Source organism: Paraburkholderia phenoliruptrix (genome assembly GCF_902859825.1).
GTDB lineage: Bacteria > Pseudomonadota > Gammaproteobacteria > Burkholderiales > Burkholderiaceae > Paraburkholderia > Paraburkholderia phenoliruptrix.
The window spans coordinates 133,957-155,670 of sequence record NZ_CADIKB010000013.1 but is presented as its reverse complement, the minus strand read 5'-3'; the positions used below and the strand labels follow the sequence as shown (position 1 = coordinate 155,670).

Sequence of the window (21,714 nt, the reverse complement as noted above, 5' to 3'; positions counted from 1 at the left end):
GTCCCGCGCCTTGCTTCATCATGTGCACTTCTATCGCAGCGCGAGACAACCCGTTTCGTTTCATCTCGAATAGCGCGGGATGCCGATCCTCAAATAGACCGGGACGTAACACCATTGGCGCACAGCTTCGTTCTGGTCGGACGGGTGGCGGTGCGTCATGGTTCGTCTTACGTCCGACCTGGGAGCCGCTGTGAAACCTCAAGCTGTCAAAACCCGCTTTCCCTTCCCCAGCCTCTCGCGCGCTCTTCCGCGCCGCGCATCTACCGTCGATGCACGGAGCCGCGCATGACCGGTCTTCTCCTCGAACTGGCCGCCATGCTCGTCGTCATTCTCGTGGCGGCCGAGCTTTTCACCAACGCGCTCGAACATCTCGGCGAGCGGCTCAAGATCTCCGAAGGCGTCACCGGTTCGCTCTTTGCGGCGGTCGGCACGGCGTTGCCGGAGACGCTGGTGCCGCTGATCGCGATTGTCGGCGGGACCGCCGACCATGCCGCCAATGAGGAAATCGGTGTCGGTGCCATCCTCGGTGCGCCGTTGATGCTTTCCACGCTGTCCACCTTTCTGATGACGCTCGCGGTGCTGCGCTCGCGCGGTCTCGCCGGGCGCGTCAGACCGGAACGCTCCGGCTTCACGCGCGATCTCAACTATTTCCTGTTCGCCTTCCTGCTGGCCGCCGCCGCCATGTATGTGCCGCACGACCAGCGAATCGTGCGCGCGGTGTTCAGCGTGGCGCTCGTCGGCGTGTATGTCGCCTATGTGGTGGCGACGTTTCGCGCGTCGAACGATCTCGTCGATGCCGGTCACGGCACCGAGGCGCCCGGCAAGATGATGCTCGCGCGCCTCGGCGTGCCGACCAACCTCGCGACCATCGCGATCCAGCTGCTGCTCGCGGTGGCCTTGCTGGTGTGGGGCGCGGAAGGCTTTATCCACGGCGTGCGGGGCGTGTCGGAGGTGCTCGGCGTGTCGCCGCTGCTGCTGTCCTTGCTGATTATTCCCATCGCGACCGAATTGCCGGAGAAGGTCAACAGCATCCTGTGGATTCGCCGCGGCAAGGACACGCTCGCGTTCGGCAACATCACCGGTGCAATGGTGTTTCAGGGCACATTGTTGCCCGCTATCGGCATTCTGCTCACGCCATGGACGCCGCGCATCGAAGTCGTGACCGGTATCGTGATCACACTGGCCGCGGCGGCCTGGCTGCGGCTCAATGCGCGCGAGCAGGGCGCGCCGGTGTGGGCGCTGCTGGTGTGCGGCGCGCTTTACGCGACTTATCTGGCGATCACGTTGAGTCGCTGACCGCCGCTCGATGGGCGCGCCGAGTGGCGACAGCGGCCGTGCGCCGCACCGTCCCGGCGCGTCGCCCGCGTACCCGCGCTGCACTGGCGCCGTGCTTCGTCGTGCGTCTTGCCCGGCGGATGACCCTTGGCCAGGCCGGGCGGCGCTTCTGGAGACGAACTCGCGAGCCTCCGTCAGGCTGCCGCGGCAGCGCGCTCTTTCTCGTACTTGATGAGCTTCAATACGCGCGAATTCGCAAAAAAGCGGATGTAGTTCGCCGTCGAATAGAAGATCTCTGTCTGCCATTCGCCGCAAAGCAGATCCTTGCCAGTAGGATCGTCCGCCGGCTGCACGATCGTGTCGGCCATAATGCGGTTAATGCCCGATACGTTCGGGCCGGACTCGTGCCACAGCGCGCTGTTCATGATCACGAAGTCGCCGGGACTCAACTCGGGCGTGATCTTCGGCCACTCGAAATCGAAACTGTCAGGATTGATTTCGCCGGCGTCGCCGAGCACACCGAGCTTGTGCGAACCCGCGTAAAAGGTCATGCCGCCGTTGTCCGCGTTCACCTCGCTAAGCGGCACGAACAGGCTGCACTTGTTCAGGTTGCCGAGGTGATAGCAGCTGTCCTGATGCAGGAACACCTTGTTCGGACTGAACTTATCTTTTATCACGAAGCGGTGGTTGTACAGCGCCACGTGCTCGCCGAAGATCTGCTTGCAGACCTGGGCGAAAGCCGGTTCCTTGTACATGACGGCTAGCTTCGGCGGCAACTGCTCCGTGAGCGAAACAGGATTGGCCTTGTTCACGGCGCGGCTTTCGGCGAGCTGGGCATCATAGAAAGCCTGCCATTCGGCTTGCCATTCCTGCACCACGGCCGGCGCGATCGCATTGCGCATCACGAATACGCCCGTCTCTTTGAATACGCTGGGATTAAATGTATCGGAAGCAATCTGATCGACGACCGCCTCGACGGATGCCAGAGTTTTTTTCATGTCAGCACTTTAGATGAACCGGAACGTCAGTTCGTTATCCTGTGTGTTTTTGAACTTATTGCACTTCGCGAGCACGTTATACTTCAACGGAAAGAGTTCTCGCCCCGGCGATTCGAGAATGTCGATTTCCACAATATCGAAGTCGCGCAGCAGAACGTTCCAGCCGTGCTCCGTAATGCGCCAGCAATCCGGCGACGGTCCGTGAATACGCCAGTTCAACGGCGCGGAAATCATCAGGTGGCCTTCGTGCCGGAGAATGCGACGAATCTCTTTGACGGTGTCGAATGGATTGAGCGTGTGTTCGATCACGTCCATGCACACCACCACGTCGTAGGCGCTTTCCGGAATCGCCGAGTTGACCTTGGTGATGTCGCCGACGATTGTCGGCTTGTAGGTGTCGACTACGTCGAAGGTATCAACGCTGAAATTCGTGAAGCACTGGCGCACCAGTGAACGGTCCTGCGGGCCGACTTCGAGTAGCCTGCCTGTCTCTTCGGAAAGCCGGTCGGCAGTCCGCCGCACGAAGGCATCCATGTGTTCGCGCGTGAGCGGGAACGTGTCGTTGTCGAACTTTGATGGCGTCGCCATGGTGAACTCTCGCTGGTATAGGCTTCAATCGACAGTGCGCGCCGTGTAAGGCGAAGCGTCTTCTTCGATTGATGTTTGAATCCGGTGCAATCCGGCAACACGCGCCTCGCTCACAGCCCGGCACGATTGCCTGAAATGATCGATCTTTGCCTCCGCATCGGATGGAAAGCGAAGCGCCTTGCTCGACCAGCTTTCCCTGGGCAGCAGCTTGCAGACTTCGTGGTCTTCCTCGAACACCTGTCGGTTCATCCGGATAGTGGATTCGAAGAACGAGCCGAGCATCTGTGCGGCATTCGCATTCACGGTAGGGGACGCATACAGACGGCTCGTGAAGTGCGTCCGGTCCGCGCCATTGCAGGACGGGAAGAAGTGCTGCAACGAATACGAATAGCCGTACGTCGAGGAAATCATCGTGAACGGGAAGATATACACGCTCATATATCCCTCGTACTGGTAGTCGATGCTAAACAGCTTGCGCAGGCGGCCCAATTGGCTAGCCACGCGCGAATTGCCGAGCGGCGCGTACCAGATCGAGTTCGCGCCGTCGAACACGTTTTCGCCGTCGGCAAGCTGCAATGTGGCAAGCGTTTCCGCGTGCACGGCATCGATGTGATACGGCTCGAGCGCGTTCTCGACCGCGAGCGGCCAATAGCATTCGTAGTCGTAACGGTTCACGTCCACGCGGCGATCCACATTGAACGAAATGTTCTCGAGAATTTCAGCCGTCTTTCCCAACTGCTCATACAAGCCCATGCGCGGGCTGACGGCGAAGAACACGAAATCGCCGCACCACTCCACCTTTAAAGTCTTGAAGCGTGCCCGGTCGATGTCGCACGCCTTGAAGCGTTGCCTTTGCGGCACGATGACGGTGCCATTTCTATAGGTCCAGCCGTGATAGCCGCAGGTGGCGGGGCGATTGCCGTGCGCGTCCGTGTAGATCCGCGCACCGCGGTGAGGACAGATATTGTCGAACGCGACGAGTTCGCCCCTATCGTTGAAGATCACGACTTCGCCGGACACGCCGTCGAATTTGATGAAATCGCCGTCATTGGCAAGCTCGCGGCGATGACAGGCCAGATGCCAGTATTCATCGAACAGGAGCCGGTCCAGTGTCATCTCACAGCCTCCTCGCGGGAGCGGCGTACACGACGGCGTCTTCCGGTACGGAGCGCATGACGATCGCGCCGGCGCCTACCTTCGCGCGCGCGCCGATCCTGACCTTGGGCAGGATCTTGGCGCCGCTGCCGAAGAACACGCCTTCGCCGGTTTGCACATAACCGGTCAGATCGACGTGCGAACTGAGCGTCGAGTAGGCGCCAAGCTTGACGTCATGGCCGACGCTCGACATCACGTTGATCGCGACGAAGTCGCCCACCTGGGCGTCAGCCGAGATCACCGCCTGAGGACATACCACCACGCCTTCGCCCAATACGGCGGAACGCGCGACGACAGCGCGGGGATGCACGAGCGTCGCGAAGACGGCGCCGCGTGCGCGCAGACGCGTAACCACGTCGCGCCGGGCTGCCGGATCGCCGACTGCGACCACGACGGTTTCGCCGTCCCGCGCGCAATAGTCGTCGATGTCGCCACGCCATTCCAGTTGGTACGGATAACCTTCGAGCGCGGCCGGGCTGACGTCGAGAAAAGCGCTGATGGCAGGGCCGCTGTCGGCGTCCGCCGCGTCTTGCGCCCAGTTGATCAGCTCGCGTGCAAAGGCGCCGCAGCCGGCCACGATCAATCGCTTCGTCATCACCGCACCTTGTATCCGCCGTCGACGACGAGCGTCGTGCCGGTGATCCAGCGGCTCGCGCCGCTCAGCAGGAAGAGCGCGGACTGCGCAACGTCGCCCGCTTCGCCGAAACCGAGCAGATGGCTCTTTTCGTAAGCGGCCAGCGCTTCGTCGGGGCTGCCGCCTGTCAGGCGGTCGTGCATGGCGGTGCGGACCGCCCCGGCCGCGATCGAGTTGACGCGAATCTTGCGCGGAGCCATTTCGCAGGCGAGCGAGCGAACCATTCCGTCGATAGCCGCCTTGGCTGCGGAATAGGCCGTCATCCCGGCCTGGCCGGTCGATCCCGCCACCGACGACATGAAAACCAGCGAGCCGCCATTCGCGATCACATCTTTCTTGCTGGCCGCGCGAGCAATGCCAAACCCCGCATAAACACTGCTGCCGAACACCTGTTCCAGTTGGTCCTGTTTCGTGAGCTTGGCTGGACGGATCAACTCGACGCCGGCGGCATGGAACACGCCGGCAAACGTGCCGTGTGTCTGCGCGAGCTGGCTGACCCAGTCGGCGGTCTGATCGGCGTCAGTGAGCGATACGGCGGCCGTGGCGTGACCACTTCCTTCGAGGCCGGCGAGCGTCGCCTGAAGACGAGCCTCGTCGCGCCCAGCGGCAATCACACGCCCGCCCAGGCTCGCGATCAGCGTCGCGCTCGCCCGGCCAATGCCGGACGACGCGCCAGTGACCAGGAAGAGGCCACCGGCGAGGCAGTCTTTTGCGAAGAGAGTCATGTTTCGATGGTGTCCACGATAGCGAGCGGCCCGACCTGAAGCGCCGCCGATGCCCACGAATAACCGACGCCAAAGCCGAACATGCCGAGATGCAGCGCTTCTTCTTTCAGACGGTTTTTCAACTCGGTCGTCATGAGGAGCGGAATCGACGCGCAGCTCGTATTGCCGTATTCACCGATATTGGTCGGAACGCGCTCGGCCGGCAGTCCCGCCTTCTTGCTCAGATGCTTGAGCATGAACAGGTTTGCCTGATGGAACAGAAACGCGTCGTAAGTTGCCTTGTCGCGGCCGGCAATCTCGAGCGTGCGCGCTACGAGCTTCGGCACTGCATTGAGCGTGAAATTGAAGATTTCGCCGCCGTCCATGAACAGGCATTCCGCCGATTTGCCCGCCATGCGTTCGTCGGCGGTTGTGTCGTAAGGCTTGAAGCCGCCGGCGGGCACAATCAGATTACGCACGCCCCGGCCGTCCGCGCCGATGATGAAGTGCGCGGGGGCATCGCCCGCCGACGCCTCCAGCGCCGTCATCGTGCCAGCGTCGCCGAACAGCAGCGCGGTGGAGCGATCCGCCGGATCGACCAGCTTGCTGATGGTGTCGCCTACCGCCAGCAGAACGCGTTTTGCCGCGCCGGTCTGGATCAGGTTCATGCCGAGCCACAGCGCCTGCGGGTAGCCGGAGCAGCCCAGGTTGATATCCAACGCGAGGCACGAAACCGGCAAGCCCAAATCGGCCTGCAACGCAAAGGCGGTGCCGGGCAGGCGATAGTCGGGCGTTTGCGAAACGAAGATCAGCGCGTCGATGGAGTCCGCCTGCCAGCCGAGCCCGGCAAGCAATGTTTCCCCGGCCTTGCGGCACAGGTCGCCAGCGCTCGTTTGCGCGTCTGCCCAACGGCGCCGGTTCACACCAATCATCTTGACGACATCACGGACGGCCGACGCATCAAACCTTTCCGCAAAGTGGTCGTTATCCACCTGCTGTGACGGCACGCACGACACCACACCCGCAATGCGGGCGGATTGCGTGTGTAACTCGCGGCCTGCGACGAAGTCCGGCGAACTCATGCTTGACTCCTCAGGCAGCCTTCTTCGCAGTGCTGATCAGCGCTTCGATGTCGGCAATGGTGTTGCAGTTGTTCAGCGCCTGGCCGCTCAGCATCACGCTGAAGCAGTCGTCGACGAGTGCAATCGTCGACACCACCGCGAGCGAATCCCAGTTGTGTTCGTGCAAATCGAGCTCCGGCGTAACGATGCTTGCGTCGATCTCGAGAATTTCGGCCATGCCTTCGTAAAAGTGTTCCATGTCTGCTCCTACTAGTAATTGACAAGGCAGCCGGCCCATGAGTAGCCGACGCCAAAGCCCAACAACATCAATCGGCTGCCGTGCCGCAGCATGCCGTCGTCCTGCATCTGTTTCAGCGCGAGCGGTACGGTCGATGACACGGTGTTGCCGCATTGCTCCATGACGATCGGAAATCTGCTCTCCGGTATCTTCATTTTCTTGCGCAGCGCTTCGAGCATGAAACGGTTGGCCTGATGCAGCACGAAGAAGTCGATGTCCTCGCGGTCCATGCCGGCCTTTTCGAGCAGCGACGTCGCGGCCTTGGGCACTTCCGCAAGCGAGAACGCCATCACCTCCGCGCCGTTCATATACAGATGCTCGTCGGTGCGGACATTGCCGGAGGCGTCTTCTTTCTCGATTGCGCTGGCGACGCTTTTCGGCTCGCGGAACAATCCCGCCTTCACGATCAGGTTGTCAGCGCCGCGGCCGTCGGTGCCGAACACGAATGGGCCGATCGACCCGCTGCCGTCTGTCGAGCCGACGATCGCCGTCGCACTCGCGCCGTCGCCGAACAGGGTGCGCACGCTCCTGTCGAGCGGATGGATGTATTTCGAATAGGTGTCGGCGGTCAGCAGCAGCACGCACCGCGCGGCGCCGGTTTCGACGAGGCCCTTGGCGAGCGAAAGCCCATACACATAGCCGGAGCAACCGAGATTGATGTCGAGCGCGCCCGCGCGAGTCGCAATGCCAAGCCGGTCCTGCAACAGGCAGGCGGAAGTCGGCAGCACATAGTCGGGCGCCTGCGTGCACAGAATCACGAAATCGACGTCCTCTGCGCTCACCGCGTTCTGGGCGAAGAGATTGCGTGCCGCTTCGTAGGCGAGGTCCGCAGCGGTTTGTCCGGCCGCTGCAATATGCCGCTCGCGAATGCCGGTCTTGGCGAGAATCTTGTCCGCCGACCATTCGGGATAAAGCGCGGCAAGTTCATCGTTCGTCAGGATCTGCTGCGGCAGATACCCGGCGATATCGAGAATGCGCGCCTGCACCCCGCTCGATTGAACCGGGGACGTCATGACCGGCAGTCCGCGATAATGCCGACGATGCGATCGAGCATGCCGTCGGTGAGTGCCGGGAAAATCGGCAGACACAGCACTTGCTGCGCGGCCGCATGTGCGACAGGCAGATTTTCCCGGCGCGCGGACGGAAGCCCGCGATAGATCGGAAAATCGGAAATCAGCGGGTAGAAGTAGCGGCGCGCGTAGATGTCGTGGTCGCGGAACTTCTGGTACAGCACGTCGCGGCTCACCGGGAATTCCGGGCCGACCAGAATCGGAAAGTACGAATGGTTCGCTACCTTTTCGCCGCCTTTCGGCAGGCAGCGAATGCCGGGAATGTCGCGAAGCCGCTCGCGATAAACCGCGTCGATCTGCGCGCGGCGCGCCAGTGCTTCGTCGATGTGCTGCAGCTGCAACAGGCCGAACGCGGCATTGATTTCGCTCATCTTGCCGTTGATGCCCGATGCGACCACGGTCACTTCGTCGACGAAACCGAAGTTCTTGAGGTGGTCGATGCGCTGCTTGGTCTTCGCGTCCTGGCAAATGATCGCGCCGCCTTCGAAGGTGTTGAAGACCTTCGTGGCATGAAAGCTCAGCACCGCCAGATCGCCATATTCGAGCACGCTCCCCGTGTCGGTCTGCACGCCGAATGCGTGCGCGGCGTCGTAGATCACCTTCAGGTTGTAGTTGTCGGCGATCTTCTGGATGGCCTCGACGTTACACGGCTTGCCGTAACAATGCACCGGCATGATGGCGGTGGTCTGCGGTGTGATGGCGGCTTCGATCTTCGCGGGATCGAGGTTCAGCGTGTCCGGATCGACGTCGACGAATACCGGTTTGATGCCGTTCCACACGAGCGAATGCGCGGTCGCGACGAACGAGTAGGGCGTCGTGATCACTTCGCCCGTCACGCGCAACGCCTGAAGCGCGGTGAGGAGCGCGAGCGTGCCGTTCGTGAACAGCGAAAGATGCCGCACGCCGAGATACTTGCACAGTTCGTTTTCGAACTGCTGGTGAAACGGGCCGCCGTTGGTGAGTACCTTGCTGTCCCAGATCTGGCGCAAATAAGGGATGAACTCTTCCAGCGGCGCAAGATGAGGCTGGGTGACGTAGATTCGCTCATCGGCCTGCGGCTCGACCACGCGCAGCGGCAAAGGTGCGTTCACTTGGTGTCTCCTTTATCTGACAACACCGGCGACCGATTGAGCGCGCCGCTGAGGTCGTCCATCGAAACTTCGAAGGCGGCGGCCGACTCGCCGGCGCACCACCGTTGCCACATGATGCGCAGCGCGCGCGAGACGCCCGCGGCGACCACATCCGGGCGGAATGCCGCTGACGCAGCGCAGCGTTCACGCAGGCTCATGCGGATTTCGGCGAGTGCGGGAATGTCGGACGCTAGCGCTACGCCGCGCGCGACGAATTCTTCCTTGTTTGCCACAACGAACTGTTCCAGACCGACATGTGACATCCACGTGGTGCCAGCGCGGCTCGCCAGCGTGCTGCCTGCGATGGTCAGCGTCGGCACGCCCATCCACAGCGAGTTGAGCACCGTGGTGGAACCCGTGTACGGGAAGGTGTCGAGACAGATGTCGACGTGGAAGTGCTGTTGCAGATACACCGGAATGCTCGAACGGCGGCGGAAGGTGAGGCGCTCACGGTCGATGCCTTCCGCGGTGAACCAGTCGATCAGCATCTGTTCGTCCTGATCAGTGGCGATCGCGCCGAGCAGCATTTTTGCGTCCGGCAGCGCGCGCAGCAGCTCCGCCCACAGCGCGATCACGTCGCGGCGCAGCTTGTTCAGACGGTTGAAGCTGCCGAAGGTGATGTGACCGTTATGCATCGCCGGCAAAAAGTTGACGGGCGGCGCACTCTTCTCGGGCAGGAACGTCGCGCTCGAAGGCAGATGCACGATCTTCTCGGAGAACTGACTTTCCGGCGCGCCGAACGGGACACCGTATTTGTCCACGAGGTAGTAGTCCATTGCGCTGAGGCCCGTGGTGCCCGGATAGCCCATCCACGTCACCTGGATCGGCGCCGGCTTGCGCACGAAAGTCAGCAGACGGTTGCGGCCCGTGTGTCCGGACAGATCGAACAGAATGTCGATGCGTTCGTCGCGGATCTTGTTGGCCAGTTGCGCGTCTGGCATGCCGGTGATCTGCTGCCACGTGTCGGCGCAAGCGCGCAACGCTTGCGTGTAGTCGTCTTCGAGGACGTGGTTGTTGTACACGTGCAGCGACAGGCTATCGTCCTTTGCGAGATGCTCGAGGATAGGCAGCAGGTACGACGCCACGGCGTGCCGGAACAGGTCGCCTGAAACGAAGCCGATTTTCAGCTTGCGATCCGGCGAACGCTTGTTCGCATGGTTTGGCCATTGCGAGCGCACAGGGTCTTCATGTTGACGCGCGAAACCGGTGTGCTCGGCGAACAGCGTGTCGTGGTCGATCGTCGGGTTGTGCGAGAGTGCGAACAGATAGTTGTTCGCCGCAATCGCGTCTTTCGGATCTTTTTGCAAAGCGGTGCGAAACGATTCCTCGGCTTCCTGAACTAGGCCGAGATCGAGCTGCAGCACGCCAAGCGAGCTGTGCACCGACGCGTTGTTGGGCGCAATTTCAATTGCCCGGCGAGCGGCGGCGAGGCCTTCGGCCACCTGTCCCTGGTGAACCAGCGCTATGCCGAGGATACGTTGTGCCTCGGCGCTGTCCGCATTGATTGCGACGATTGCACGGCATTCCCGCTCTGCCTCCGCCAGCATGTTTTTCAGGCGCAGGGTATCCGCGAGTACAGTGCGGGTTTCCAGCTCCTCGGGGTTCAGTTCGGCAGCTTTGCGCAATGGCGGGAGCGCATCGTCGTAGCGGCCCTGACGGTGCAGCGCGATGCCGAGCCAGCGCCATGAGTTGCCGTCGGCAGGGAAACGCTGGGTCAGCGACTCGCCGAGCTTCACGGCCTCGGCGATATTGCCTTTGTTGTACAGCGACGTGAAGCGGCTGGTTTCCTGCTGGCTGATGCGGCGGCCCGCAGCGATGCTGGTTTTGGCGGCCGGCGTCTCTTGCGGCGGCTCGGCTTCCGGGGACTGCGGTTTTTCCGTTGCTACCGGGACCGTCTGCACCGTCAGGCCCGGGTTCGCCATGCGAACGATCAGGCCGTCCACCGCCGGCCCCTTCAGACCCTGCTTCTGGCCCATCTCCAAAGCGAGCCACGCGGCCGCGGTTTCGCCCGCGTCGATCAAGCCGCTAATGTAAGCCGCCCAATACTGGCCGTTGTGCGGTTGCAGGCCGAGACATTGCTCGAACAGCGGCAACGCGTCTGCCGCCTGCGCGACCTGGCCAAGCAGCACGCCCAGGTTGTACATGACGTCGGCGTGATTCGGCTTCGCGTCGAGAATGGCGCGATAGAGCGCTTGCGCATCGTCGAACTCGCCCTTGTGATGGTGCTCCAGCGCGGTTTGCAACACGAGCGCAATGTCCCGCTCGAGTTGCTGCTCGGGCGTCAGAATTTCAGCAGATGGCTGTTCGTACAGGAGAGTCATGGTCTCGGCGCAGAATCGTCTATGGAAGAAATTGTGCTGCGGAGCACAGCTTTCCGATGCGCGGAGATGACGGTGAAAAGGCCGTCTGTTTAGCGTATGGGCGGGGGCGCGGAAACCCGCCAGGCAAGAAAAAAGCCCGCGCGAGGCGGGCTGAGGAAGCGAGCGCACCTCACTTCGGTGCGGACTTCTTGTTATTGTCGGGTTGGCCGGGGAAACCGGCTTTGCGGGGGGCGCGGCAGCGCCCGGCTTTGTGTCAGGCCGTATGGGGCCGTGTTTTACAGGCTGGCCATGCGCTGGTACTCGCCGGCCGCTCTGGTGCGGCCCATCGCCGCTTCGAATTCCTCGTGCAGTTCCTGTTGCGTGAGTGCGGCGTCGGCGAGCAGCGCTGCGTCGATGGCCTGAATCTGGCGGATCTTGTCGAGCGTCGCAGGCGTCTCGTCCGCAGTAAGCGACATGAGCAGCGGCGAGCGCAGTTCCGTCAGACGCGCCGCTTCTGGCCAGTCCGCAAGTGCGGCCGCCTGCTGGATCTGCCGCGTAATGGACAACACGCGTTCGACCAGTTCCATCTGGTTCAGGTTATGCGCCGTCATGGTTTAGCCCTTGTTGCTCGCCAGCGCGCCCGCGCTGTTCGTGCCGCCGAATAGCGCGGTCAGGTATTGCGAGTTGTTGTTCATGGTCGCCATCAGCGTGTTCAGGGCGGTGAACTGCGCCTGGTACTGGTTCGTCAACTGCGTCGTGTAGTCGGCGAGCGAGGACTGCTGCTTGGTGATGCTGGCGAGGTCGGCATTCAGCGCGGTGTTGCGCGTGTCGATGATGCCGCCTTTCTGCGTGAATGTGGTGATGCTGCTGTTCAGTTGCTGGGCGATACCGTTGGTCGAGTTAAAGAGCGACGCGACCGTGGCCGGACTGCTCGTCAGCGCCGTGTTCAGCGCGCTATTGTTGACCACCAGGGTGCCGTCGGCGGGATCGTCCTTCAGCGTTATACCGATCGCCGCCAACGTGGCGCCGGCGCTGCCCGAGCCGACCGAACCGCCGACGATCGTGGCCAGCGTGTTCTTGATCGTCTGGAGCGTCGAATCCCCCAGCAATGCGCCTTGCGACGAGGCGCCGGCCGTGTAGGACGTGAGCGTCGACATCGTCGTCACGACGGTGTTGTAGAGGCTCACGAAATTGGTGATGGCGGTGTTCTGCGCGGTGGTGTCCTGCGCAATGGTCAGCGTCTGCGTGGTGCCGGCTGCTGCGGTGGTCAGGTTCATCGTCACGCCCGCAATCGCGGTGGTGACGGAATTGCTCGAGCTGCTCGCCGCGATGCCGCCGACCGTGAACTCGGCGTCCTGCGCGTAGCCGCTTTGCGTCCAGGCCTGGCTCGAATTCGCCGACACGATCGTCGACGTGCCGCCCGTCGTGCTCGCAGTCGAGGTGACACCGAGGCTCGACAAGCCGTTGTCAGTGGTGATGTTGCTGGTCGAGACGTTGATGACGTTGGCCGCGCCGGTGTTGGCGGCACGCAGCACGAGGTGCGCGCCGTCCGTGCCGGTGACGATCGTTGCCGTCACGCCCGGGTTGCTGCTGTTTGCGTTGATTGCCGCGGCAATGCCGGAAAGCGTGTTGTTGCTGCTGTCGACGTTGATGTCCATCGACTTGCCGCCGAGCGAGATGGACAGCGTGCCGGTGCCCAGTTGCGTCGTGGCGCCGAAGGCTGCCGACGACAGGGCTTGCGAGCTCGCAATCTGCGTGACGTTGACTGAGTAGGTGCCGGCCACGGCGCCGACACCGGCCGTCGCGGTCAGCCCGGTACCGGTCGCCGTCGCCGAGAAGGTGCTCAGCGTGGTGCCGTTCGCCAGGCTGGCTATGCCAGACTGCAACGCGCTTAGCGCGGAACTCAGCGCGCCGTAGGCGGAGAGCGTCGTGTTGTCGGTAGTCTGTTTTGCCGTAAGAGCCGCGGTTTGTCCGGCGATCTTCGCGTTCACGAGTGCTGTGACGAGCGTCGAGACGTCCATGGACGAATTGCCCGTCGAGCCGCTGATAATCGATTGAGCGGCCGACTGCAGCGCGGCGTTGGCGCTAGCCGTGGAAGACGAAGTTGAGATCGTGGACATGCAGAATGCTCCCGGCGTCGGAAATCTGTATCAGATGCTGCGCGATGCTACATCATTGGAAGGCGGAAACGCACGGCGGGAGGCATGCCTCCCGTCGTTTTGAATCTGGCGATGCGCCCGCTTGCGCAGGGCGCATCGCCTTTACCGCGGCGGCTCTTACTGCAGGAGCTTGAGAACTTGCTGCGGGTTGGAGTTAGCTTGCGCCAGGACCGAGATACCGGCTTGCTGCAGCACTTGCGCCTTGCTCAGGTTTGCCGTTTCTTGTGCGAAGTTGGCATCCGTGATTTGCGATTGTGCCGACGACAGGTCGGTCGATTCGGCTTGCTGCGACGTTGCGATCGAAGAGAAGCGGTTTTGCGCCGCGCCGAGTGCAGCTTGCAGCGTGTTGACCGTCTGCAACGCGTTGTCGATGGAGACCATCGCCTGGTTCGCGCCCGTGACCGTGCTGATGTCGAGGCCCGAAACCGTGGGCGGTGCGTTGATCGCGTTGATCTGGTTGACCGCTGCGATTGCTGCCGACGATGCTGCGCCGGTCGTCGGCAGTGCTGCCGAGCTCAGTGCCAGCGACGTGACGGCGGTGCCGGTGCCCGCTGCCGTGCCTGCGCTGAAGATCGCATTTGCCACGCCCGACGTGATCGCGGTGTTGTTCTGGTCGGTGAAGGTGTAGCCACCCTTGCCGTCCGACAGCACATTGATCGACGTGATCGTTGCGCCCGAGCTGGTGTATGCGCCGGTTGCCGAGAGGCTGACGGCGATCGTGCCAACCGTTTGACCCGTTTGCACGAGACCGCCACCGATCTTGCCTGCCGACATCGATTGGCTCAGGTCGAGGCTGATCGTCTGACCGACGTTCGCGCCGACCTGGAACGACACGCTGCCTGCCGAGCCGTCCAGAATGTTCGTGCCGTTATACGTCGTTTGCGACGCGATACGGTTCACTTCAGCGATCTGCGCCGACACTTCCTTCTGCAGTGCGGCCTGGTCGCTCGACGACAGCGAACCGGTGGACGCTTGCACGGCCAGCTGGCGGATACGCTGCAGGCTGGAAGTCAGCGACGACAATGCGCTCGATGCGGTCTGGATCATCGACACGCCATCGTTTGCATTCGACACGCCCTGGTTCAGGCCGTTGATCTGGCTCTGCATACGCGTCGAGATGGCGAGACCTGCTGCATCGTCAGCCGCGCTGTTGATGCGCTTGCCCGACGACAGACGGGTGATAGCTTGCGACAGGGCGCTTTGCGAGCCGTTGAGGTTCTGCTGTGCAACCAGCGAGTTGATATTGCTATTGATTCCGAGCATGGAAAATCTCCTAAATAAGCCTGAGCCCAATACGCCACATTGGCATCGGCGGAAGCTTCGTTCATTGCTGGCCGCCTCAGTGAAGGTTGACGGCGCCCCTAAAAAAAACTTGAGGAACTTTCTGTAATCGGGACCCGATCAGTTCGCGAGAGAAGGCTCGCCGCCCGCGCCGGACAACGGTTCACGCGGGGTCCGCCGAGTGGGCTGCGGGATTTGGAAAGGCGGCGTATTCTCTTTTTCTCTTCAGATAAAGCCCGGAGAAATCATGCGGAAACGCCGCATTGGGCACTCGCAATTGCAAGTCGCGCCGCTAATGTTCGGCGGCAATGTATTCGGCTGGACCGCTGACGAAACCACTTCCTTTTCGATCCTGGATGCCTTCGTCGACACCGGGCTCGACTTCATCGATACCGCCGACGTCTACTCCGCTTGGGCGCCCGGCAGTCAGGGCGGCGAGTCGGAGACCGTCATCGGCAAGTGGTTCAGGAAGAGCGGCAAGCGCGACAGGGTCGTGCTGGCGACGAAAGTGTCGAAGCATCCCAGGCGAAAGGGGCTCTCGGCCGCCAATATCCAGGCGGCCGTGGAAGATTCGCTGCGGCGCCTGCAAACCGACTACATCGACATCTACTTTTCCCACGACGACGACAGCGCAACGCCGCTTGCCGAGACGCTCGGCGCTTATCAGCGGCTCATCGAGGCGGGCAAGGTGCGAGTGATCGGCGCGTCGAACTACAGCGGCGCGCGGGTGGAGGAGGCGCTGGCGCTTGCGCGCCGGCATGGCTTGCCCGCGTATCAGGTGTTGCAGCCGGAATACAACCTCTACGACCGGGCCGGCTATGAAACCGATATCGAGCCCGTTGCGCTCGCCCATCAGCTCGGAGTGGTCGTATATTGGAGTCTGGCGAGCGGATTTCTCTCCGGGAAGTATCGTTCCAAGGAAGATCTTGCTGGCAAAGCGCGGGCGGGGCGCGTGGAGAAATATCTGAACGAGCGCGGTTTGAGAATCCTCGGCGCGCTGGACCGGGTGGCCGCGCGCCACGCCAGCACGCCCGCGAGCGTCGCGCTGGCGTGGCTCATCGCGCGGCCGAGCGTGGCGGCGCCGATCGCGAGCGCCACCTCGCTGCGGCAACTGGAGAGCCTCGTCGCCGCCGTTCATCTCACGCTCACGGGCGCGGACATCCGCGAACTGGACGATGCCAGCGCCTGAACCGCTCCGGATGGCCTGGCGTAATCCCTAAACCCCTGGTACGATGGAGAGTTTCCTGATATGATCGGGAGTGAATTGAGATCTTTGCCTGTTTCGTCACCGGTTTCTCGTTGATGAAAGGTTGGCGAAACGGCAGCAGGCGCGGCTTTTGCAATACGTCTGTCCGCGTTCCGCGGTGAGCTCCCCACCTCTCTTTTCCGGCCTCCGTGGCCGCTTTGCCTCTCGTTTCATTCGTGGTTTGGCCGGGTTTTGCCCGCGTTTGCCTGTTACTGGCCATGAATCGAAACGACCGGAGGGCCGGCGCGTGAGCGGTCTGCCGCCACGCAATTAACCCTATCAAGTGATTGAGTTAGGAATTACATGACGACGATTCTTCTGAAGGAAAACGAGCCGTTCGAAGTGGCGATTCGCCGCTTTCGTCGCGCCATCGAAAAGAACGGCCTGATCGCAGAACTGCGTGAGCGCCAATCGTACGAAAAGCCGACCACGGCACGTAAGCGCAAGAAGGCTGCCGCTGTGAAGCGTCTGCACAAGCGCCTGCGCAGCCAAATGCTGCCGAAGAAGCTGCACTAAGCACGCTTTTTCCGCACGATCAGAACGGCGGTGTGAGCTTCGAAAGAAGCCACACCGCCGTTTTGTTATGTGCGTTCTGGGCTGCGCTTTGGCGGTCGTGGCCGCTCATGGACGCTCGGCGCGTATTGGGTGCAGGTTTTGGGTGCCGGTTTTCCGGCATGTCGGAGCGGGCGGCACGGCGGCGCCGCGCCCCGGCTGTCGTCAAGCCGCGTTTTGCAATTTGTGCGCGGACAGCCCGAACTGGCGCGCAATCGAGTTCAAGCGCTCGTTCCACTCCCACGTGCCGAACACGTCGTGCACATTTTGCAGGCAGCTGAGCAGGTCGACGGTGGCCTGATCGTACACATTGATGCGCGAGCGCAGCAGCGCTTTGCGGAGCGCGGCGATGCCGGCATCCATATAGGCGGGCGCCGCGACCGGCGTCTTGCCGACGTAGCGCACGGGCACGCCTTCCATGGCCGTCATATAGTCGCGCAGCTTGATGAAATTGCCGACGGGGCAGCCGCCGCAGTAGCCGCGGTAGGCGCCGCCCCCGCGCGGCAACAGAGCGGCGCGCTTTTGCCCGAAAAGATGACCGACGGCCTGGTCGAAAATGTCCTGATGGGTGAGGAAGGTGAGAGTTTTCATGGTTGGTCTCGCTATGCCACGCGGTCGTTACTCGTTGTTGAGCGCCCGGTTCCAGTATCCCGCCTGGCTTTGTCGGCGAAACCCCGACTAGCATGGCGAAACGCCTTCAATTCCAGGGTTTGCGCGCTGTCTGCGGCGAGCTTCTCGCAGGCTCGCGGCAGCGAACGCCGTGGCGTTGTCACTCTTGTCCAGCGCTCTTGATCTGTATAACGGCCGGATTCGGCGGCCAGCGCAGCAGGGCTTTACCCCATAGCGGCTCGAAGCCGGCGCGCGAAGATAGCGCGAGCTGAGCTGACTTGCTCGCCCATCGCAAAGCGGGCCGGTGCGCCCGTTTTTAGCGCATCCGGCTCAACCCGCTTTGCGAGAGCGGGTCTTCTTGCCCAGCGCCGCGCAGCGTGCGCGGCACATGCAAGTTGTCTCGTGGTCGTTGACCATGCCGACCGCCTGCATGAATGCATAACAGATGGTCGAGCCCACGAACTTGCAGCCGTAGCGTTTCAGCGCTTTGCTGAGCGCGTCCGACACTTCTGTGGATGCCGGCGCACTCTTGTACGACGCCCATTCGTTCTGGATGGGCGTGTTGTCGACGAAAGACCAGATGAAGTTGGCGAACGACCCGTGCTCCGCCTGAATCTGCTGCACGGCGCGCGCGTTGGTAATGGCGGCTTCGATCTTGCCGCGATGGCGCACGATACTTTCGTCCGCGACCAGCGCGTCAACCTGCTTCGGCGTGAAGCGCGCCACCTTGTCGATGTCGAAGTCGGCAAACGCACGCCGGTAGCCCGCTCGCTTGTTCAGAATGGTGGACCACGACAGGCCGGCTTGCGAGCCTTCCAGCACCAGCATTTCAAAGAGGTGCTGGTCGTCGCGCGACGGCACGCCCCATTCGGTGTCGTGATAGTGTGCGAGCGCCTCGCTCGATACCCAGTTGCATCGCTGTGCCAATTGCGCGCTCCCCGTTGTGATGTTGCTCGCCAGCATAGCGGATCGGATCGGCGCCGCAAGCTAGCCGTTCGGCCAATTGCGGGATCGAAACAGACCTGCCACGCTATGCACATTTCCCAGCCAACGCATCTGAATCGATGAACACTGACCTCTTTCTGATCGGCGTGGACGGCGGCGGTACCGGCACGCGAATCGTGCTCGCCGACGCACAGGGGCGCGAGCTGGCGCAGGCGGCGAGCGGGCCGTCGGGCCTGGGACTTGGCGTCAAACGTGCATGGCGGGCTATCGCGGCCGCCTGCGCGGACGCATTCTCGCAAGCCGGCGCCGCGTTCGACTGGTCGCGCTGCGTGCTGGGCTGCGGGCTGGCGGGCGTGAACAATCGCGACTGGCTCGCGGCGTTCCGTGCGCAAGCGCCGGCCCTCGCGGGTCTTGCCGTGGAAAGCGACGCCTACACCACGCTGCTCGGCGCGCACGGCGGCGCCTGCGGTGTGATCGTGGCGCTCGGCACAGGCAGCGTCGGCGCGGCGGCAGACCGCGACGGCGGCGAATGCCGCATGGTCAGCGGCTACGGTTTTCCGTCGGGCGACGAAGCGAGCGGAGCCTGGCTCGGCGTGCGCGCCATTGTCCATGCACAACACGCGCTCGACGGGCGCGGCCCGAACGACGATTTCGCGCAGGCGCTCCTCGCCCACGTCGGCGCGCGCGATCGCGATGAGCTCGTCGCGTGGCTTTGCGAGGCGAATCAGACGGCGTACGCGAGCCTTGCGCGGGTTCTGATCGCGCATCGCGCGCATCCTTTTGCCGCGCGGCTGCTCGGCGAGGCGGGCGTTGAAATCGGCAAGATGATCGCGGCGCTCGATCCATCGGCGACCCTGCCCGTTGCGTTGTGCGGCGGCCTTGGCGCGCCCTTGCGCGAGTACGTGCCGCACGCGCACCAGCCGCGCTTGCGCGAGCCCTTGGCGGACTCCGCGCACGGCGCTTTGCAACTGGCGCAACGCGAAGCCGCGCGACTCGCGGGCGAGGCTTGAGTGGAGGGTCGCGCGGCGCCTGCCGGGCGCAGGCGGGGGCTCAATATAGATAGCAAAACGGCCGGCATAGCGCGCCTCGTGCAAGCCACCGCGCGGAAAGCGCTCCGGTGCGTCGCGCCATCGACGGTAAAATACTGTCTTCGACGCTGCCCGCCACTTCACCATGTATAAAGTCATCGCCACGGATCTCGACGGCACGCTGCTCAATGCCGACCACCAGGTCGACCCGTTCACGGTCGCCACCGTGCGCAAGCTGGAAAGTGACGGCGTGCAATTCGTGATTGCCACGGGCCGTCACTTCTGCGACGTAGCCGGTATTCGCGACATTCTCGGCATCAAGCCGTATCTGATTACGTCGAACGGCGCGCGCATCCATGCGCCTGACAACACGGTGATCCACGCGGACGATTTGCCGCCCGCCGTCGTACAACGCCTCGTGCAACCGGAGATTGTCGGCGCGCACCGTCGCGTGATCGTCAACCTGTTCGCCGATCAGGCGTGGCTGATCGACCGCGATGCGCCCGAGTTGCTCAAGTTTCATCAGGACTCGGGCTTCACCTACGAGGTGGCCGAACTGCTCGCGCATGACGGCGCGGACATTGCCAAGGTTCTTTACATTGGCGACCCGGCGGATCTCGCGCAGGTCGCCGCGAATCTCGCGCGCGAATTCGGCGACGCGCTCTATGTGACCTACTCGCTGCCCGACTGCCTTGAAGTGATGACGTCGAATGTCTCGAAGGGGCGCGCGCTGCAAATCGTGCTCGGGCGCGTGGGCGTGGACGCCGCGCACTGCGTGGCTTTCGGCGACAACATGAACGATATCGACCTGCTCGAAACGGCCGGGCATCCGTTCATGATGAACAACGCGAATCCCGACCTGATGACGCGGCTGCCGAACGTGCCGCGCATTGGCAATAACTTCGAGGCGGGCGTCGCGCACCACTTGCGCAAGCTCTTTTCACTCGACGACGAACTGATGGCCTGACGCGCCAGCACGGCCTATCGTTTGAAGAAAATCGGCCCGCAGTTGTTTAACGCAACGGCGGGCCGGCTCATATGGCACTTGGTCTTCGGCAAGGCCCGGTCTTGCGGGCGCCGGCTCAATCGCGCCAACCGCCACGGCGGTCGCCATGGTCGCCGCGGCCGCCGCGGTCATCGTAGCCCCAATGGCGGTCATTGCGGTCCCAGCCGCGCTCATAACGGTGGTAGCCGCGATAGTAGTCGCCGCGATCGTAGCGATGGTCCCAGCCGCCGTTACCGTAATACACCGGTTGCGGTGCCGCGTACACGGGCGCGGGTCGCGTGTAGACCGGTGTCCCGAGCGACAGGCCGATGTTCAGGTCCGTATGGGCTTGCGCGAAACCACATGCGCCTGCTGCAAGGCCCGCGGCAACCAGCAATTGAGTGACGATGCGTTTCATGTTTTTCTCCTGCGAGAGACCTGCTCGTGAAGCGACGTATGTTTGTCGCACAGGTCCAATCTACGCATTCCGCCGGGCCGGTACTGCGACTAGATGTTACGGACTGCAAGCATCGTCGCAGGGTTGGCGCAGGGCGGCGTTGTCGCGCGGTGCGATGCCTAAGTCGCGCGGTTTTCGGGAAAAGCCTGTCGCAGCGCGGTGCGGGGCGAGTCGGGCGGCGCCGGTGCTGTCGTGGCACTGGGCGGAAGCCGCGTCGAGGTCCGCGGCGCGTAATCGCGGCTTACATCTGTATAACGGAAATAATCAAGTTCACTGCCTTGGCCTCGCGCGATGCGGACACCGCAGGCACCTCAGCCTAACCGGAAGCGTGCACCCAACGACTGAAGGGCAACGGTACGCGCAACGCGGAGAACGCCGCCCCTACGCCGCGGCGGACGAGTGCGCCGCGCCAAAACAAAGCGGGCGCCTCAGCGCCCGCCTTTGATCCTCCGGTCAACCCGCCGCCATTAGTCGAGCGCAAGTTTCTGCGCGCTGCCGCCGCGGCTTTCCGCGATTAGCGGATACAGCACGCCCGCGACCACGGCGCCGATAATCGGCGCGATCCAGAAGAGCCACAACTGATCCACCGCGGCGCCGCCGACGAAGAGCGCCGGACCCGTGGAGCGCGCCGGATTCACCGACGTGTTCGTGACCGGAATGGAAACTAGGTGAATCAAGGTCAGACACAGCCCAATGGCGATGGGGGCGAAACCGGCCGGCGCGCGCTTGTCGGTCGCGCCGAGAATGACGAACAGGAAGAAGCCCGTCATGACCGCCTCGCAGACGAACGCCGCGGCGAGCGAGTAATGGCCCGGCGAGCGCTCGCCGTAACCGTTGCTGGCAAAGCCGCTCGCAACCAGCTCAAAGCCGGGCTTGCCCGACGCGATGAGCGCCAGCACCGCTGCGCCCAGCACGGCGCCCACCACCTGCGCGATGACGTATGGCAAGAGGTCGCGAGCCGGAAAGCGCCCGGCCACGGTCAGGCCGACGCTCACCGCCGGGTTCAGATGACAGCCGGAAATGTGGCCGATCGCATAGGCCATGGTCAGTACGGTGAGTCCGAAGGCAAACGACACGCCGACGAAGCCTATGCCGAGACCGTGCACCGGGCCCGCGAAGTTCGCCGCGAGAACCGCGCTGCCGCAGCCCCCGAGCACGAGCCAGAAAGTGCCGAACAGCTCGGCGGCGAGGCGCTTTGACAACTGCATGATTGGTAATCCTAAAATAGTTGATGCCTGG

22 protein-coding genes are annotated in these 21,714 nt (G+C 62.9%); 5 read left to right on the top strand and 17 right to left on the bottom strand.

Annotated features, from left to right (window positions below; translation table 11 throughout):
- Positions 1-285: 285 nt before the first annotated feature.
- Positions 286-1,296 carry a sodium:calcium antiporter gene (locus HV711_RS16030; protein ID WP_035476237.1) on the top strand — a complete coding sequence of 337 codons (1,011 nt, stop codon included), beginning with the start codon at positions 286-288 and terminating at the stop codon, positions 1,294-1,296.
- 173 nt (positions 1,297-1,469) lie between these two features.
- On the opposite strand, the gene HV711_RS16025 is transcribed toward HV711_RS16030, so the two are convergent.
- From HV711_RS16025 to HV711_RS15965, 13 genes are all read right to left on the bottom strand, one after another.
- The gene (locus HV711_RS16025; protein ID WP_028361443.1) at positions 1,470-2,273 is read right to left on the bottom strand and encodes a phytanoyl-CoA dioxygenase family protein; all 804 of its coding nucleotides are present in this window, start codon (positions 2,271-2,273) and stop codon (positions 1,470-1,472) included.
- Between the two features lie 9 nt (positions 2,274-2,282).
- Positions 2,283-2,861: a class I SAM-dependent methyltransferase gene (locus tag HV711_RS16020; protein ID WP_035476238.1), complete on the bottom strand. Its 579-nt coding sequence runs from the start codon at positions 2,859-2,861 to the stop codon at positions 2,283-2,285.
- A 24-nt stretch (positions 2,862-2,885) separates the two neighbouring features.
- Positions 2,886-3,977 (bottom strand): aromatic ring-hydroxylating oxygenase subunit alpha, encoded by a 1,092-nt coding sequence (locus HV711_RS16015; RefSeq protein WP_028361444.1) that lies wholly within the window; start codon positions 3,975-3,977, stop codon positions 2,886-2,888.
- A gap of 1 nt (position 3,978) precedes the next feature.
- On the bottom strand, positions 3,979-4,611 hold the full coding sequence (locus tag HV711_RS16010; protein ID WP_028361445.1) for an acetyltransferase: 633 nt from the start codon (positions 4,609-4,611) through the stop codon (positions 3,979-3,981).
- On the bottom strand, positions 4,611-5,375 hold the full coding sequence (locus tag HV711_RS16005) for an SDR family NAD(P)-dependent oxidoreductase (protein ID WP_035476240.1): 765 nt from the start codon (positions 5,373-5,375) through the stop codon (positions 4,611-4,613). Before HV711_RS16005 ends, HV711_RS16010 begins: the two co-directional genes overlap by 1 nt.
- Positions 5,372-6,436, bottom strand: coding sequence for a ketoacyl-ACP synthase III (locus tag HV711_RS16000; RefSeq protein WP_015004037.1), 1,065 nt, complete (start codon positions 6,434-6,436; stop codon positions 5,372-5,374). Before HV711_RS16000 ends, HV711_RS16005 begins: the two co-directional genes overlap by 4 nt.
- Before the next feature lie 10 nt (positions 6,437-6,446).
- A complete protein-coding gene (locus HV711_RS15995; RefSeq protein WP_015004036.1) occupies positions 6,447-6,674 on the bottom strand; it encodes an acyl carrier protein in 228 nt (75 codons plus the stop codon).
- 11 nt (positions 6,675-6,685) lie between these two features.
- The gene (locus HV711_RS15990; RefSeq protein ID WP_035476242.1) at positions 6,686-7,726 is read right to left on the bottom strand and encodes a ketoacyl-ACP synthase III; all 1,041 of its coding nucleotides are present in this window, start codon (positions 7,724-7,726) and stop codon (positions 6,686-6,688) included.
- Positions 7,723-8,874, bottom strand: a complete 1,152-nt coding sequence (locus HV711_RS15985; protein WP_015004034.1) for a DegT/DnrJ/EryC1/StrS family aminotransferase — start codon at positions 8,872-8,874, stop codon at positions 7,723-7,725. Before HV711_RS15985 ends, HV711_RS15990 begins: the two co-directional genes overlap by 4 nt.
- Complete coding sequence (locus tag HV711_RS15980) at positions 8,871-11,234, bottom strand: tetratricopeptide repeat protein (protein ID WP_035476245.1); 2,364 nt, start codon at positions 11,232-11,234, stop codon at positions 8,871-8,873. Before HV711_RS15980 ends, HV711_RS15985 begins: the two co-directional genes overlap by 4 nt.
- 275 nt (positions 11,235-11,509) lie before the next feature.
- The gene (gene fliT, locus HV711_RS15975; protein WP_015004032.1) at positions 11,510-11,824 is read right to left on the bottom strand and encodes a flagellar protein FliT; all 315 of its coding nucleotides are present in this window, start codon (positions 11,822-11,824) and stop codon (positions 11,510-11,512) included.
- A 3-nt stretch (positions 11,825-11,827) separates the two neighbouring features.
- Entirely contained in the window at positions 11,828-13,333 is a 1,506-nt protein-coding gene (fliD, locus tag HV711_RS15970) for a flagellar filament capping protein FliD (RefSeq protein WP_015004031.1), read from the bottom strand.
- A gap of 156 nt (positions 13,334-13,489) precedes the next feature.
- A complete protein-coding gene (locus HV711_RS15965; protein ID WP_028361450.1) occupies positions 13,490-14,635 on the bottom strand; it encodes a flagellin in 1,146 nt (381 codons plus the stop codon).
- Positions 14,636-14,900: 265 nt separating this feature from the next.
- Here HV711_RS15965 and HV711_RS15960 point away from each other — a divergent pair, with 265 nt between their 5' ends.
- Together HV711_RS15960 and rpsU are read left to right on the top strand one after the other, a co-directional pair.
- Positions 14,901-15,842 carry an aldo/keto reductase gene (locus HV711_RS15960; RefSeq protein ID WP_035476247.1) on the top strand — a complete coding sequence of 314 codons (942 nt, stop codon included), beginning with the start codon at positions 14,901-14,903 and terminating at the stop codon, positions 15,840-15,842.
- A gap of 360 nt (positions 15,843-16,202) precedes the next feature.
- Complete coding sequence (gene rpsU, locus HV711_RS15955; protein ID WP_006050883.1) at positions 16,203-16,415, top strand: 30S ribosomal protein S21; 213 nt, start codon at positions 16,203-16,205, stop codon at positions 16,413-16,415.
- Positions 16,416-16,616: 201 nt separating this feature from the next.
- Here rpsU and HV711_RS15950 read toward each other — a convergent pair whose 3' ends face one another.
- On the bottom strand, positions 16,617-17,042 hold the full coding sequence (locus HV711_RS15950; RefSeq protein ID WP_013589965.1) for a hypothetical protein: 426 nt from the start codon (positions 17,040-17,042) through the stop codon (positions 16,617-16,619).
- A 348-nt stretch (positions 17,043-17,390) separates the two neighbouring features.
- Positions 17,391-18,023, bottom strand: a complete 633-nt coding sequence (locus HV711_RS15945) for a DNA-3-methyladenine glycosylase I (RefSeq protein ID WP_051223882.1) — start codon at positions 18,021-18,023, stop codon at positions 17,391-17,393.
- 101 nt (positions 18,024-18,124) lie between these two features.
- On the opposite strand from HV711_RS15945, the gene HV711_RS15940 reads away from it, so the two are divergent.
- The gene (locus HV711_RS15940; RefSeq protein ID WP_035476251.1) at positions 18,125-19,015 is read left to right on the top strand and encodes a glucosamine kinase nucleotide-binding domain-containing protein; all 891 of its coding nucleotides are present in this window, start codon (positions 18,125-18,127) and stop codon (positions 19,013-19,015) included.
- A gap of 163 nt (positions 19,016-19,178) precedes the next feature.
- Positions 19,179-20,000 (top strand): Cof-type HAD-IIB family hydrolase, encoded by an 822-nt coding sequence (locus tag HV711_RS15935; RefSeq protein ID WP_035476254.1) that lies wholly within the window; start codon positions 19,179-19,181, stop codon positions 19,998-20,000.
- Positions 20,001-20,115: 115 nt separating this feature from the next.
- Here the strand turns inward: HV711_RS15935 and HV711_RS15930 are convergent, their stop codons facing one another.
- Positions 20,116-20,436, bottom strand: a complete 321-nt coding sequence (locus HV711_RS15930) for a PXPV repeat protein (RefSeq protein WP_035476257.1) — start codon at positions 20,434-20,436, stop codon at positions 20,116-20,118.
- Between the two features lie 506 nt (positions 20,437-20,942).
- Entirely contained in the window at positions 20,943-21,683 is a 741-nt protein-coding gene (aqpZ, locus tag HV711_RS15925; RefSeq protein WP_035476260.1) for an aquaporin Z, read from the bottom strand.
- Positions 21,684-21,714: the final 31 nt, after the last annotated feature.